The following is a 16,166-nucleotide window of genomic DNA, read 5'->3' on the forward strand; positions in this document are numbered from 1 at the left end:
CTCCTAATCTTGTGCAAGCCAAGTTCTAATAAGTTTAGCAAATTCTTCTGGCTTTTCTTTTGCCATCTTTTCTAATTGTCTTCTTCGTACTTTATCCTCGGTTTCTTTTTCTTCATTTACATCAGGAATGTCAAATACTTCTTCCGATTCAATTACTTCTTCCATCATCTCTTCCTCTTTAGTTTTTCTAGATCGAAGGAATAAAACTAGCAATAAGATGATGGCTAATATTAAAGCAGCACCGACAATGTATACCCACCATGGGATCGATGTATTTTTACTATTTGCTTGATCAAATAAAGACTTCCCATTTAATTGGTGAACAGAAACTGCTATTTTATCTTTAATATCTTCATCTGTTAATGGATCTGTGTAACTTTTATCGATCGTTGTTCTGACTATTGTACTTAATATTTTGGTAATATCTTCTACTGTTTGTGCAGATAATGAATTCGGATCTTTCGCATTTGGTGGTTCTACCATTACTTGAATGCCTAAATCTCTAATTTTATATGGACTTTCAATAATTTCTTTTTGTACTCTACTTACTTCGTTATTGATTGTTTCTTCAATTCGTTCGTATTCACCATCCCCATTAGTACCTTCTAAATAAGATGTACCTAATGAGTCAGCAGGATCTTCACTTTGAGGAACTCCACCTACGGTCGCCCCGCTCCCAGTATAAGTTTCAGTAATCCGTTGAGCGCTAATTGCTATACCTTCCATATTCTCTTCGTCAACTGGTAGAACAATATTTTCATCTCGTCTTTCTTGAGTAAAATCCAGGTCAGCTGTTACAGAAACAACAACTTTATCATGACCCATAAGCATTCCTAACATATTTTGCACTTGGCGCTGCAAGTCTTTCTCTATTTCTTTTTTAAATGCAAGCTGTGTTGCAAGTTGATTTCCAGATGAATAATTATCAGTATTTTCTAGGTCGAAATATTCAAAATTTTGATTCATGATGACGATATTATCAGTAGGAAGGTTTGGAACACTTTTTGAAACTAAATGATATAATGCTTTAATTTGTTTTTCTTCGAAGTGATATCCAGGTTTTGTATTTAAAACAATTGATGCTGATGCTTCTTGTTTTTGATCAGAAACAAATATTCCTTGTTCAGGTATAGATATCATCACTTTCGCATCTTTAATTCCATCGATGCCTTTTATTAAATTTGCGATTTCTGTTTGCATAGCATCGATTTTCATTACGTTAAATTCATTGTCAGTCATTCCGATTCCAGAATTTTGTGCAAAAAAGGAATAATCGATATTTCCTGATTGTGGAAGCCCTTCAGCTGCCAATTCAACTAACAAAGTCTCTACTTCACTTTCAGGTACTTTGATGGTTGTTCCACCATTGGTAATTTCCGACTTAATTCCTCTGGAATCCAGGCTTTCTTTAATGCTTCCTGTTTCAGTAGGTGTTAAGTCACTATATAGTGGAACCATTTTAGGACTGGAAAAAAAGATTGATAAAGTAATAATCAGAATAATGAAAACGAAAACGGACCCGATGAATATTCCTTTTTGCTTTTTACTTCTATCTGACCAAAACGTTTTTATTTTTTCTGTTAGATTTTGTAACGTGCCATTCATTCTAGTCCTCCGCTATCTACTTATTAACATTAATTTGCTGAAAAAAGATTAAATTTGCATTCTCATTACTTCTTGGTATGCTTCAATGACTTTATTTCTAATTTCAATCGTTGTCTGTAAACTGATAGAAGCTTTTTGGGCTGCAATCATCACTTGGTGTAAATCTATATTTTCACCTTTTACTAATTTCTCAGTCATTAAATCTGATTGATTTTGTAATTCATTTACACTGTTTAATGATTTTTTTAAAAACGTTGCAAACGATTGTTGAGCTTCATTTGGAGTAACTTTAAGTTTGTTTGTTGTTGTTCCATTTGTTAATATTGGGGATTTATTAACTAATGGCAAAGTCAATCCTTCCATTTGATTCAACTCCTAAATTATTTTCCTATTTCTAATGCTTTCATAAGTAAACCTTTTGACGCATTGAATACCGTAACATTTGCTTCATAAGAACGAGTAGCACTGATTAAATCGACCATCTCTTTTAATGGATCAACGTTCGGCATAGCAACATAACCTTCGTCATTGGCATCTGGGTGCTCAGGATCATAAACCATTTTAAAAGGAGTTCGATCTTCTACAATTCTAGAAACCTTCACACCGCCTGTCCCTTGGTGATCATTCATCGCTCTTTGTAACATATTGGAGAAGGACGTTCCGTTCGGTTGCATAACAACCATTTTTCTCCTATAAGGTACCCATTGCCCATTTACGTAATTAGCTCTAGTAGAATCGACATTGGCCATATTAGACGAAATAACATCCATTCTTAATCGTTGTGCCGTTAATGCGCTTGTCGTTACATTCAAGCTATGAAACATCTCTATTTCCCTCCTTTAATGACCGTTTGTAACGTTTGAAATTTCCCATTTATTCTTTCCGTTAATGCGTTGTAATAAATTTGGTTCGTTGCTAAATCTGCCATTTCTTTATCTAAATCGACACTATTTCCGTTATGGTTATATTGAACATTTTTTCGATTAACAATTGAAAGATTACCAGATGATGATTGAAAAGGAATGTGACGGATATTTGTGCGTTTAGCTTCGATCACTTTTGCTTTTTCTTGTGCGAAAAATGCACTAAAGTTTACATCTTTTGCCTTATAGTTTGGTGTATCAACATTAGCTATATTGCTAGATATGACTTTTTGCTTAACAGAAGAATAATCTAGTCCTTTTTCCAATATTGAAATAGTATTGGAGAATAACAATTTCATCACCTCGTAATCTTTTTGTATCATTTATTACATTTTATTTTCTGACAAATTTCGATATCTACGTTACATTTTAAGGTAGGTATTCCCAATTGTCTATGTGAAATAAGTAATATTTCTTGTGTCTTTTTTCCTGTTTTTTATAAAATACCCTCATAAAATATACTTATTTACGAATATTTATAGATTACCAAAAAAGAAAAAACGTTTTTATTATTTTTAAGTTAAATTCGAAAAAATTCCATGAATAATTCTATTTTTCGACATATTTCTCAAATTTCCTGCCTTATTATATAGTCCTTTTATACTAAATTAACATATGTAACAACTATTACATGAATATAAAATTCGAAAATATATTGTCAAACTCATGAAAAAATATTGTCAATAATTACAATAAAAAAGCAGGTGTTGAATCGCCAAAAGATAGAGCAATTCTATTCTTTTCGGCGATGCTAAACACCTGCTTTAATTTAACTATATTAATTTGATTTTAATTTTTCCAATTCAACTAGGAACTTGTCATTTAATACTTTAATATACGTACCTTTCATACCTAATGAGCGAGATTCAATAACTCCTGCACTCTCTAATTTTCTAAGTGCATTAACGATAACAGATCTAGTAATTCCAACACGATCGGCAATTTTTGATGCAACTAAAAGTCCTTCTGTTCCTTTTAACTCTTCAAAAATATGTTCGATAGCTTCTAATTCACTATATGAAAGTGAGCTGATTGCCATTTGTACAACGGCTTTACTTCTTGCTTCTTCTTCGATTTCTTCAGCTTTTTCACGAAGAATTTCCATCCCTACAACTGTTGCACCATACTCTCCTAAAATTAAGTCATCGTCATTAAATTCTTTATCCAAGCGAGCTAAAATTAACGTTCCTAGACGTTCTCCTCCACCGATAATTGGAACGATGGTTGTTAAACCATCTTTGAATAGATCCTTGTTTTCCACAGGGAAAGCAGTGTATTCACTATTAACATCCAAGTTTGGAGAAGTTTCTTTAACATTAAATAAGTTTTTTGTATATTCTTCTGGAAATTGACGATCTTCTAACATTTTTTTCATACGTTCATTTTCAATTTGTTGGTTAATAGCAAATCCAAGTAATTTTCCACGTCTACTTACGACGAATACATTCGCTTCAATTACATCTCTTAAAGTTTCCGCCATTTCTTTAAAGTTTACGGGTTTTCCTGCAGCATTTTGTAACATTGAATTAATTTTTCTTGTTTTTGATAATAAATTCATTTTCGTTTCCTCCTAATACTATATTCATTATTTCGATATAATGTAGGTTCATTGCTATGTAAGATTGAATCGAGTTAATTATAAAATAAATTGACTTAAATCTTTATCTTTCGAAATCGCTTGTAATTTTTCATCCACATATTGAGGGGTAATCGTAATCTTTTCTAACGTAATATCTGGCGCCTCAAATGACAAATCTTCTAATAGTTTTTCCATAATCGTATGCAATCGTCTTGCGCCGATATTATCCGTCGTTTGGTTTACTTCAAACGCAATCTCTGCAATTCTACGAATAGCATCGTCAGAAAATTCAATTTTTATACCTTCCGTTTCAAGTAGCGCAATATATTGTTTGATGAGCGCATTATCCGGCTCCACTAAAATACGAACAAAATCTTCAACTAACAATTTCTTCAATTCCACTCGAATCGGAAATCTTCCTTGAAGCTCTGGTATTAAGTCGGATGGTTTTGCCATATGAAAGGCCCCAGCTGCAATAAATAAGATGTGATCCGTTTTTACTGGACCATATTTTGTAACAACTGTTGATCCTTCTACCACTGGCAAAATATCTCGTTGAACACCTTCCCGCGAAATATCCGCTGATGATTGATTGGAAGATTTACTAGCAATTTTATCAATTTCATCGATAAAAATTATGCCTGTTTGTTCAGCGCGGAAAATTGCTTCTTGTGTAACTTCATCCATGTCAATTAATTTTTGTGCTTCCTCATTTGTTAAAATTTTTCTTGCATCTTTCACAGGGAGTTTCCGCTTTTTCTTTTTCCTTGGCATTAAACTACTTAAAGCATCTTGCATATTCATTCCCATTTGTTCCAAACCAGAACCTTGGAATAAATCAAACATGGATGGAGCTTGTTCTTCAACTTCAATGGTTACAAGCTCATTTTCTAGCTCGCCTTTTTCAAGTTTTTCACGAATCATTTTTCTTCGTTCAGTTAGTTTCATTTCTTGTTCTTCTGATTCAGAATTGTTTTGTTGTTGGTTATTTGTTCCAAACAACATTTCGAAAGGATTTTTAAATTGATTGTTAGACTTATTAGATGATGGTGCTAAAATTTCTACAAGACGACGATTGGCGTTAATTTCTGCTTTTTCTTTTACCTGTAGCATTTTTTCTTCTTTCACTAATCTTACGCTCGTTTCCACTAAATCACGAACCATCGATTCAACATCACGACCGACATAACCTACTTCCGTAAATTTAGTCGCTTCAACTTTTACGAAAGGCGCTCCTACTAGTTTGGCAATTCTCCGAGCAATTTCAGTTTTCCCTACTCCTGTTGGTCCAATCATTAAAATATTTTTTGGAACAATTTCGTCACGAATATTTTCTCCTAATAATGACCTGCGATAGCGGTTTCTTAATGCAATGGCAACAGCTCGTTTTGCTTCTTTTTGACCAACAATATATTGATCAAGCTTTTCAACAATTTGTCGAGGAGTTAATTGAAACCCTTTTTGGTTCATTGGATCACCCCATTATAGTTCTTCAACAATAATATTTTCATTTGTATACACACATATCTCTGCCGCGGTTTCTAACGCTGCTTTTGCAATTTCTTTTGCTGTTAGTTGGCCACCAGCAAATTTTTTTAACGCTCTTCCTGCAGCTAAAGCATAATTCCCACCGGAACCAATGGCTAAAATACCATCATCCGGTTCAATTACTTCTCCGGTTCCTGAAATTAATAATAAATGAGATTCATTCATTACGATTAACATGGCTTCTAGCTTCCTTAATACTTTATCGCTTCTCCATTGTTTCGCAAGTTCCACCGCAGCTCTTTGGAGATTTCCATTAAATTCTTCCAACTTCCCTTCAAACATTTCAAACAATGTAAATGCATCCGCAACTGACCCCGCAAAACCGGCTAATACTTTTCCGTTAAATAACTTTCTTACTTTTCTTGCAGTATGTTTCATGACAACTGCATTTCCAAAAGTTACTTGACCATCTCCTGCCATTGCAGCACTTCCTTTATGATGGATGGCAAAAATGGTAGTTGCATGAAAGTTGCCCATAAAAAAACCTCCCTCCCGCTCAATTATGCGCGTGGATGATGCTTTAAGTATGACCTTCTTAAATGTTCCTTCGTAACATGTGTATACACTTGCGTTGAAGATAATGATGAATGACCTAAAAGCTCTTGAACAGAACGTAAATCTGCACCATTATTCAACATGTGAGTAGCAAAGGTATGCCTCAACATATGCGGGTGAATGTGGGATAACTTTGCTGTTTTTTCTATTAAGTCATTTAAAATATGTCTGATTCCTCGATCCGTTAATTTACCGCCTCGATGGTTAACAAACAAAAACGAGTGACTTTGTTTATTTTCCATTAATTTTTTTCTGCCATCATTGATATATTGAACGATAGCATTCTTGGCCATTGAACCAAAAGGAACATATCTTTCTTTATTTCCTTTTCCTTTAACTAAAATAACGGATAAAAATTCATCAATATGTTGTAACTCTATATTCACACATTCACTTACACGTATACCTGTTCCGTATAGTAGTTCAAGCAATGCCTTATTTCTCTGCCCTATAGGTGTTGACTCATCACAAACATGAAACAAATGTTCTAACTCTTCTTCATAAAAAAATTGCGGAAGCCGTTTTTCCAGTTTGGGTGTAGAGACATAGGAGAAAGGATTATCTTCCACGATTTTTTCACGATTTAATAGTTTGTAAAAACTGCGTAAGCTAGAAATTTTGCGTGATATTGACCTTTTGGCATACCTTTTTTCATAAAGGCTCGTCATATACAATCTTGCAACATTTACGTCAACCTCACAGATATCTGAGATTCCTTGTTCATTCATGAACATAAAAAAATCTTCGATATCCTTTTTGTATTGACTAACAGTATGTTCGGAATAATTTTTTTCAATCGTTAAGTATTCAATAAATGTATATAACGAACGCTCTTTCATGGCCTTCACCTCACAAAGGGCTACTAAATATTAACATAGTTTTCTTGTAAAAGCAACGAATTTTACAATTTTTTCACAAAGTTCTGAATTGTTTCTAATGCCCTTTTTGCGTGAAGTTCCGCTCTTTCAGCTTTCCCTTTCACTTTATAAGGAAGCTCTGGGAATAAGCCAAAATTCACATTCATCGGTTGGAAATTATTTGGATTAGCCGTTGTAATGTATCGTGCCATACTACCAATAGCAGTTTCTTCAGGAAAAATCACTGGATCCTGACCAGCGGCTATTCTAGCGGCATTGATCCCTGCAACTAGACCGCTTGCAGCAGATTCAACATACCCTTCCACACCTGTCATTTGACCAGCAAAAAATAAGGTAGATTTCATTTTAAATTGATAGGTTGGCATTAAAACTTTCGGTGAATTAATAAAAGTATTTCGATGCATGACACCGTAACGAACAATTTCTGCGTTTTCAAGACCAGGTATCATTTGAATGACTTCTTTTTGAGGTCCCCATTTTAAGTGTGTTTGGAAACCTACTATATTATATAATGTCCCAGCTGCATCATCTTGACGGAGTTGAACGACTGCATACGGCCTTTTACCTGTTCTTGGATCTTCCAAACCAACAGGCTTTAATGGTCCAAATAACATCGTCTTTTTTCCTCGTTTAGCCATTACTTCAATGGGCATACATCCTTCAAAGAATATCTCTTTTTCAAATTCTTTTAAAGGTACTGTTTCCGCATAGATTAATGCTTCGTAAAAACGATCAAATTCTTCTTCTGTCATTGGACAATTTATATAAGCCGCTTCCCCTTTATCATAGCGAGATTTATAATAAACTTTGTCCATGTTAATGCTCTCTTTTTCAATAATCGGAGCAGCAGCATCATAAAAATATAAGTAGTCCTCGCCTGTTAATTTTTTTAGTTGTTCAGATAAAGTTGGACTTGTTAATGGTCCAGTTGCTATAACCGTAATACCTTCTGGAATCGAAGTAACTTCCTCATGAATTACCTCTACATTCGGGTGATTTTTTAAACTCGATGTTACATATCCGGCAAATTCGTGACGATCAACAGCTAATGCACCACCTGCTGGTACTTGACATTTATCGGCAGAGGAAATAATTAATGAATTTAATTTTCTCATCTCCTCTTTTATGACACCAACAGCATTCGTCAGCGAATTAGCTCTTAAAGAATTACTACATACTAATTCAGCGAATTTATCGGTATGATGGGCCGGTGTTTGTTTAACCGGTCTCATCTCATAAAGTTTCACTTTAATTCCACGATTAGCGATTTGCCATGCGGCTTCACTTCCTGCTAACCCTGCTCCCACTACATTTACGATCGGTTCAGTCATATTCATCCTCCTATGGAGCTAATAGCTTCTTATGTATATTTTTCTACCCATTTTATTCAAATCTTACTCTTCTATATTGATTGTAACCAATAGCATTTTACAATACGAAACAAAAATAAAAAAGTTTCATATTCAGCTGTAATAAAATTGACAAATGACTGTAACAACTTTTAAAGAAAATTCCAATATTGAAGGCAATTGGAAAAGAGTGAGCAAACGCCCACTCTACTCTATTGCTGCGGTTCCTCTTTATATTGACATTCAGTACATTGAACTTGTATTCCTTTTTTTAATTTTTTCTCTACGAGTAAACCATTACAATTTGGACAAGGTCTTTGTAACGGTTTATCCCAAGAAACGAAGTCGCAAGCTGGGAAACGATCACAACCGTAAAATAATCTTTTCTTTTTACTTTTTCGTTCTACAATATTTCCTTCATGACATTTCGGACATTTGACACCAATGTTTTTCACGATTGCTTTTGTATTTCGACATTCAGGGAAGTTACTGCAAGCCATAAATTTTCCAAAACGCCCCATTTTATAGACCATCGGATTGCCACATAATTCACAGTTTTCTCCGGTTTGTTCATCTTCTATTTCAACTTCTTGCATTTCTTGCTCAGCATTTTTTAAATTCTTTTCCAAACCTTTATAAAATTCATCAATAATCGTTACCCATTTGACTTTACCTTCTTCAATCTCGTCAAGATTTTTTTCCATTTTTGCCGTAAATTCAACATCTAATATTTCCGGGAAAAATTGCAACATCAATTCTGTAACAATTTCCCCAAGCTCGGTGGGAACAAAGCGTTTATTTTCCAATGATACATAACCACGTCGCTGAATCGTATCTAGTGTCGGTGCATACGTAGAAGGACGCCCGATCCCTAACTCTTCTAAAGTTTTCACCAGTCTTGCTTCCGTATATCGAGGAGGCGGTTGTGTGAAATGCTGTTTTGGTGTGATTTTGTCTGTTTTTACCTGATCTCCTTCTTTTAAATCCGGAAGCATATTTTCCCTTTCTTCGTTTTGATCATCGGTACCTTCAACATATACTTTCATAAAACCTTGAAACTTTATTTTTGATCCATTAGCTCTGAAAACAACGGACCCGTTTGATAAATCAACGGTCATTGTATCCATAATCGCCTGAGCCATTTGACTAGCGATAAATCGTTCCCAAATTAATTTATACAATCTCCATTGATCTCGGGACAAGTATGGTTTTATTGAATTCGGGTCCCTAAAAACGCTTGTTGGACGAATCGCTTCGTGTGCATCTTGCGTTTTATTCTGCTGTTTCTTTTCTTTTTTCAACTCATTTGATACAAATTCTTTTCCGAACTGTTGTTCAATATATTGAGTTGCTTCTTTTTGTGCCACTTCTGACACACGTGTGGAATCGGTTCTCATATATGTAATTAATCCGATTGTTCCTTCTTTTCCTATATCGATTCCTTCATATAATTGTTGAGCCAACATCATTGTTTTTTTCGCTCGGAAATTTAATTTACGAGCTGCTTCTTGTTGAAGTGATGATGTCGTAAACGGCGGTGCTGGACTTCTTCTACGCTCTTTTTTTGTAACCGTTTTAACAGTAAAAGCAGAATTTTCAATTTCCCTTAAAATTGCTTTCACTTCATCTTCCGTTTTAAGCTGAATCTTTTTCCCGCCTTTACCATAAAAAGATGCGGTAAATGAATGTTTATCTATGAGAAAATGACCATCAATTGTCCAGTATTCTTCAGGTTTGAAATTTTTGATTTCCTTTTCTCTGTCGATAATTAATCGAACAGCTACAGATTGAACTCTACCTGCGCTTAGTCCTTTCTTCACCTTTTTCCATAATAAAGGGCTAATATTATATCCGACTAGTCGGTCCAAAATTCTTCTTGCTTGTTGAGCGTCTACTAAATCCATATTGATTGGACGTGGATGTTTAAAAGATTCTTTGATCGCATCTTTTGTAATCTCATTGAACACAACTCTTAAATCGGAATGAATATCTAAGTCTAAGCTATTTGCTAAGTGCCATGCGATTGCTTCCCCTTCTCGGTCAGGGTCAGCTGCTAGGAATACTTTCTTCGCTTTTTTTGCAGCATTCTTTAACTCTTTCAATAAGGGACCTTTTCCCCTAATGGTGATATATTTTGGTTCATAATGATTTTTTATATCAACACCCATTTGACTTTTCGGTAAATCACGAACATGTCCCATAGATGCTTTAACCTTATATTTTTTTCCTAAATAACGTTCAATAGTTTTTGCTTTTGCTGGCGATTCCACTATTACTAAGTAGTCTGACATCTATTATCCTCCTTAGAGGGGTAAATTACAAATCTCCACTAATTATTAAAGAATTATTTAACATTTGTCAACTGTATTCCATTAATTCTTTCAATGATTGTAAAAATACCCGTTTATTATTTTATATATACATTTTTGCTTGTTTGTTTCCAACATTCACTCAAATATTTGAAGTTCCTCTAATATGTCATCGATGGAAATAACCGGTTTTGCTCCGTCTTGAATTAATTGATTGGTTCCCTTAGACCATTCGCTAAAGATGGAACCTGGTACAGAATATACGTCTCTACCTTCGTTTAATGCGAATTGTGCAGTAATTAATGAGCCGCTTTTCTCTTTCGCTTCTACTACTAATACTGCTTGTGATAAGCCGCTAATAATTCTGTTTCTCGCGGGGAAATTCATTTTAGCTGGCCTTCTCATCGGGGGATATTCAGAAACTAATAAATGGTTTTCCCCGATCAGGTTCGCAAGGGACGTATGTTCTTTTGGGTAAATATGAGCAAAACCACTTCCAAGAACCGCAATCGTGTGACCATTAGTCTTAATCGCAGTTATATGAGCATGAGAATCTATCCCTCTTGCTAATCCACTTATAATGGTATATCCATTTTTAACTAATTCTGTTACAAAATAGTTTGTGCATTGTCGTCCATAATCTGTTGGCGTTCTCGAACCAACAACTGCGATTTTCTTTCTATTATGTAATAAGTTTATATTTCCTTTCAAATATAATACCCATGGTGGTTCAAATATTTGTTTAAGCAATGGTGGGTATTCCTTGTCCATAATCGTGATTATTTTTATACCATGATTATTATAAGTTTTCAACTTTTCTTCAATATCAATGTTTTGAAAATTATCGACAAAGTGGTTTGGGAGTTTTAAAGGTGAGGATTTTAATAGTTCATTACTATCGTTGAGGAATTTAAGAGTGGAATCTATTTTCAACAATTGATAGATCGTTTTCCAACCAATACCGTCACAATGATGTAAATGGATTAATCGCTTTCGCACATCATCCAAAACTATCACCCTTTGCAATATGATGAAAACGCCTCCTATTTCAGGAGGCGGGTATTCATTAATGTGTTTTACATTTTTCGTATAAACCTTTTTCTTTTAATACTTTAATTAATGTTTCACCAATAACAGAAGGCGTTTCAGCTACTTGAATGCCGCATTCGTTCATTACACGAATTTTTTCATCTGCCGTACCTTTACCACCAGAGATAATTGCACCAGCATGGCCCATACGTTTTCCAGGAGGTGCTGTACGACCACCGATAAAGCCAACAACAGGTTTTGTCATATTTGCTTTTACCCATTCAGCAGCTTCTTCTTCCGCAGTACCGCCAATTTCCCCAATCATAATAACCGCATATGTTTCAGGATCTTCGTTAAATGCTTTTAATACATCAATAAAGTTTGTACCATTGACAGGGTCTCCACCGATACCAACTGCTGTTGATTGACCGATACCTGCTTGAGATAATTGATGTACTGCTTCATAAGTTAACGTACCAGAACGAGAAACGACACCGATATGGCCTTTTGTATGAATGTATCCAGGCATAATTCCAATTTTACATTCGCCAGGTGTAATTACTCCAGGGCAGTTTGGACCAATTAAACGAGTCTTTTTCCCTTCCATATAACGTTTTACTTTTACCATATCTAAAACAGGGATATGTTCTGTAATACAGATAACTAAATCTAATTCAGCGTCTACTGCTTCCATAATCGCATCAGCTGCAAATGGTGCTGGAACATATATAACAGAAGCATTCGCACCAGTTGCTTTTACAGCTTCTTCAACTGTATTAAATACAGGTACACCTTCAACTTCTGTACCACCTTTACCAGGTGATGTTCCTCCAACGATGTTTGTTCCATATTCCAACATTTGTTTTGTATGGAAGAGAGCTGTTTTACCAGTGATACCTTGAACAATCACTTTTGTATCTTTATTAATAAAAACGCTCACGTTCTTTCCCACCTTTCATTTCTAGACAAGCAATATTTACCTATTTATTTTACAAGTTCAACAATTTTTTGAGCACCGTCAGCCATTGATTCAGCAGCGATAATATTTAATCCAGATTCATTTAGAATCTTTTTACCTAAGTCCACGTTTGTACCTTCTAAGCGTACAACTAACGGAACAGATAAACCAACTTGTTTCGCAGCTTCAACAACACCAGTTGCGATAACGTCACATTTCATAATTCCACCAAAAATGTTGACGAAAATTCCTTTTACATTTGGATCAGAAAGAATAATTTTGAACGCTTCTGTAACTTTTTCAGCTGTAGCACCGCCACCAACATCTAAGAAGTTAGCTGGCTCACCACCGTAATATTTAATGATGTCCATCGTTGCCATCGCAAGACCGGCACCATTAACCATACATCCAATATTTCCGTCTAAAGAAATATAACTTAAATCATATTTAGAAGCTTCAATTTCTTTTGGATCTTCTTCATCTAAATCACGATATTCTAAAATGTCTTTATGACGATATAGCGCGTTGGAATCAAAGTTTAATTTAGCATCAAGCGCCATAACTTTTCCGTCACCAGTTACAACAAGTGGATTGATTTCCGCAACGGAGCAATCTTTTTCCACAAATACATTGTATAAGCCCATCATGAATTTCACTGCTTGATTGACAAGCTCTGCTGGAATATTAATATTAAATGCAATACGACGAGCTTGGAAAGCTGTTAGTCCTACAACAGGATCGATATATTCTTTGAAAATCTTTTCAGGAGTTTTCGCTGCAACTTCTTCGATTTCTGTTCCACCTTCTTCAGATGCCATTAATACCACTCTAGAAGTTGCGCGGTCTAAAACTAATCCTACATAATATTCTTTCTTAATATCGCAGCCTTCTTCAATAAGTAAGCGCTTAACTTCTTTTCCTTCTGGACCTGTTTGATGGGTAACTAAAACTTTACCTAAAATTTCACTAGCATATGTACGAACTTCATCTAAATTTTTCGCAACTTTTACTCCACCAGCTTTTCCACGGCCACCAGCATGGATTTGCGCTTTTACTACTGTTACATCCGTCCCAAGACTTTTCGCTGCTTCTACTGCTTCTTCAACAGTAAACGCAACTTTCCCATTAGGAACGCTAACCCCATATTTTCTGAGGATTTCTTTTCCTTGGTACTCATGGATATTCATTTTCCATCCTCCTATCAAACTGTTCAATAAAAATACACTGCGTCTCCATTTTATAAAATGACGACATTATTGTCTACCGTTCGAGCTTAAAATCTAAAAAAATAATTCCCTAAATTCAAATAGAAAAATTTGGGTAAAACTATGGAATTTTGACATTTTGAACTAAGAAATTAAAGAACTTTTATTCATAGTTTCGTTTTATAGTAAACATTACCGCCTTCCTTAAGCGAGCCCTTAACAATAGCAATTCAATATCTAGATGTAAAGAAGCAAAGAGTATAAAAAGCTCGACTACTAATTAGCTGTAATCGAGCTTTTCATGTTAAAGTACATTATTCTTCAGCATTTTTTTCAATATCCTTTTCAATTTGATAAATAAAAGCAAATACTTCTGCTACTGCGACATACAATTCTTCAGGGATTGAATCGTGAATGTCCAATTTACTTAACATTTGAACAAGAGACGGATCTTCGTGTATGGGAATTTGATTTTCCTTTGCTTTTTCAATGATTTTTTCAGCAATTTTCCCTTTACCTTTCGCAGTGACAATTGGACTTTTATGCTTTCCTTCTTCATATCTTAAAGCAATAGCCGTTTTTCTAACATATGGTTTCATATTCTCACATCCAATTTAGAATGGACGATCGGATCGTTTTTACCTTTGGTAACCATTTTTAAATTCTTTTGTTCCTGAAATGGTTTTATGACAACACTTTGCAAATGATATTCAATCGATTGTAATCGTTCTTTTAGCATAGGAAAAAATTGTTGAATTCCTTTTTCAATCAATGGATGATCGTTGAAAATTCTCATCGAAATGATCCGATTTTGTATATTTAAATCAATCGCTAAATCTCCCAAACTTTCTAATTGTAACACGAATAAAATTCTGCAAAAATTCGGATCGATTTTACCAGTTTCATCCTTTTTCCCCGTCCAAGAGATTGTTGCATCGATCGGTTGATCAAACATTGCGATTGGGATTTGTAATTGATATTGAATCATTGTAGAAGAAGATTCATTGAATAATTGTTGACCAGTAATTCGATAAAGAACTTGTTCCGCTGTTTTACTTAATGATGAAGCCTGCTCACTTTTAACCAATTGAAGCAGTAATTCCTTAAGGGTTGTCTGTTCCTCTTGAACGTTCAATTTTACAAATTTATCATATTCGTATTGAAATCCAATTTCTTTAATAATATCTCGTATAAAATGAGCTACTTCAGTTCCGTTCTTCCATTCAACAACCTTGGGAATTTTTTGATTTAGTAACTGTTGAACTAATAAATGATCTTTTCGCAAAAATTGAAAAATAGTTTCATGTTTTACATTGGAAGAAATAATTTCCATTTGTTTTAATACATTCAAAAGCGGAGCATGGTCATTATTTTGTTTATTTAGCATGACCACTATCTTTTCTTTCATTTGATTAATGGAAACATCTTGCTCGATTGGTTCAAAAAGCGAGTGGTAAAGGATTTGAATAAATTGCTCTTTTGTTGCTAAATTGGGGAATAACCCCCAGTTTTTTAATAATTGAAATGAGTTTTGTGCTATATGTTCACTAGACTGTGGCTCAATCACCCTTAAGAGGAGCTCATTTTGTATATCATCGATTTTTTTTGGATTACTCCAAAGCAATTGTTGTAACATATGTTCAAGTTTTTTGATCGTAGGATTTGAATGATCCTCCTCAGGAATCTCATTTAGTAATTGGTTTAATAAATGAGTAACGGGGTGATTGAGAGTTTGCTCCAATAATGATTGAAATATTTCATGTCGTATTGGAAGGCCCTTTTTAACCATTTCCCCTATTACATTAACTCCAACTTCCATTGACTGGCTTTGTTTTATCAGGTGGCTCGCTTCCATTAACAACTCTTTCGTTAACGGGAGTTGATGCTTTTGAAAATATTCCACAATCATTCTTCGTTCTTTTGTCAATGGAATGGATAAATGTTTCAATATAAAATCATTTGGGTCGTCCAAAAATTTTGGAGTGATCGTTTTTACTATTAATTTTCCGTCTACATCTACAACTTGAAACCAATAACTTTTATTTAATTCAAGAGGTGTTAAAAGTTGTGCTGTTAGTTCACGACCACCGATTGTAATGGTTGCATATTGATGTTGATAAAGTTGTTTTATTTTTCCGTAAAATACTTCGCCTTTTTGAAATATTGGGAGAGATTGATCTGTAATGGTTTGAGATATAGTTCCATCCACTTTATTAACATTCACAACT

The 16,166-nt window shown here is 34.5% G+C and carries 15 protein-coding genes; all 15 read right to left on the minus strand.

Going from position 1 to position 16,166, the window contains the following annotated elements:
• Positions 1-3: 3 nt before the first annotated feature.
• Positions 4-1,605 (minus strand): flagellar basal-body MS-ring/collar protein FliF, encoded by a 1,602-nt coding sequence (fliF, locus tag AC3ASS_RS02150; RefSeq protein ID WP_488281859.1) that lies wholly within the window; start codon positions 1,603-1,605, stop codon positions 4-6.
• Between the two features lie 48 nt (positions 1,606-1,653).
• On the minus strand, positions 1,654-1,968 hold the full coding sequence (gene fliE, locus AC3ASS_RS02155; RefSeq protein WP_488281860.1) for a flagellar hook-basal body complex protein FliE: 315 nt from the start codon (positions 1,966-1,968) through the stop codon (positions 1,654-1,656).
• Positions 1,969-1,985: 17 nt separating this feature from the next.
• On the minus strand, positions 1,986-2,429 hold the full coding sequence (gene flgC, locus AC3ASS_RS02160; RefSeq protein ID WP_488281861.1) for a flagellar basal body rod protein FlgC: 444 nt from the start codon (positions 2,427-2,429) through the stop codon (positions 1,986-1,988).
• A 2-nt stretch (positions 2,430-2,431) separates the two neighbouring features.
• Positions 2,432-2,821 carry a flagellar basal body rod protein FlgB gene (flgB, locus tag AC3ASS_RS02165; protein ID WP_488281862.1) on the minus strand — a complete coding sequence of 130 codons (390 nt, stop codon included), beginning with the start codon at positions 2,819-2,821 and terminating at the stop codon, positions 2,432-2,434.
• Positions 2,822-3,306: 485 nt separating this feature from the next.
• Positions 3,307-4,086, minus strand: coding sequence for a GTP-sensing pleiotropic transcriptional regulator CodY (codY, locus tag AC3ASS_RS02170; protein ID WP_488281863.1), 780 nt, complete (start codon positions 4,084-4,086; stop codon positions 3,307-3,309).
• Positions 4,087-4,164: 78 nt separating this feature from the next.
• A complete protein-coding gene (hslU, locus tag AC3ASS_RS02175; RefSeq protein WP_488281864.1) occupies positions 4,165-5,577 on the minus strand; it encodes an ATP-dependent protease ATPase subunit HslU in 1,413 nt (470 codons plus the stop codon).
• 12 nt (positions 5,578-5,589) lie between these two features.
• The gene (gene hslV / locus AC3ASS_RS02180) at positions 5,590-6,132 is read right to left on the minus strand and encodes an ATP-dependent protease subunit HslV (RefSeq protein WP_488281865.1); all 543 of its coding nucleotides are present in this window, start codon (positions 6,130-6,132) and stop codon (positions 5,590-5,592) included.
• 23 nt (positions 6,133-6,155) lie between these two features.
• Entirely contained in the window at positions 6,156-7,049 is an 894-nt protein-coding gene (gene xerC, locus AC3ASS_RS02185) for a tyrosine recombinase XerC (protein ID WP_488281866.1), read from the minus strand.
• Positions 7,050-7,111: 62 nt separating this feature from the next.
• Positions 7,112-8,419, minus strand: a complete 1,308-nt coding sequence (gene trmFO, locus AC3ASS_RS02190; RefSeq protein ID WP_488281867.1) for an FADH(2)-oxidizing methylenetetrahydrofolate--tRNA-(uracil(54)-C(5))-methyltransferase TrmFO — start codon at positions 8,417-8,419, stop codon at positions 7,112-7,114.
• Between the two features lie 230 nt (positions 8,420-8,649).
• A complete protein-coding gene (gene topA, locus AC3ASS_RS02195; protein ID WP_488281868.1) occupies positions 8,650-10,728 on the minus strand; it encodes a type I DNA topoisomerase in 2,079 nt (692 codons plus the stop codon).
• Positions 10,729-10,884: 156 nt separating this feature from the next.
• The gene (gene dprA / locus AC3ASS_RS02200) at positions 10,885-11,763 is read right to left on the minus strand and encodes a DNA-processing protein DprA (protein WP_488281899.1); all 879 of its coding nucleotides are present in this window, start codon (positions 11,761-11,763) and stop codon (positions 10,885-10,887) included.
• 49 nt (positions 11,764-11,812) lie between these two features.
• A complete protein-coding gene (gene sucD, locus AC3ASS_RS02205; RefSeq protein WP_488281869.1) occupies positions 11,813-12,715 on the minus strand; it encodes a succinate--CoA ligase subunit alpha in 903 nt (300 codons plus the stop codon).
• Between the two features lie 44 nt (positions 12,716-12,759).
• Positions 12,760-13,920, minus strand: a complete 1,161-nt coding sequence (gene sucC, locus AC3ASS_RS02210; RefSeq protein WP_488281870.1) for an ADP-forming succinate--CoA ligase subunit beta — start codon at positions 13,918-13,920, stop codon at positions 12,760-12,762.
• A gap of 332 nt (positions 13,921-14,252) precedes the next feature.
• Complete coding sequence (locus AC3ASS_RS02215; RefSeq protein ID WP_488281871.1) at positions 14,253-14,537, minus strand: EscU/YscU/HrcU family type III secretion system export apparatus switch protein; 285 nt, start codon at positions 14,535-14,537, stop codon at positions 14,253-14,255.
• Complete coding sequence (locus AC3ASS_RS02220; protein WP_488281872.1) at positions 14,534-16,162, minus strand: hypothetical protein; 1,629 nt, start codon at positions 16,160-16,162, stop codon at positions 14,534-14,536. Before AC3ASS_RS02220 ends, AC3ASS_RS02215 begins: the two co-directional genes overlap by 4 nt.
• Between the last annotated feature and the right edge of the window lie 4 nt (positions 16,163-16,166).

Source organism: Bacillus sp. JST-5 (assembly GCF_057747715.1).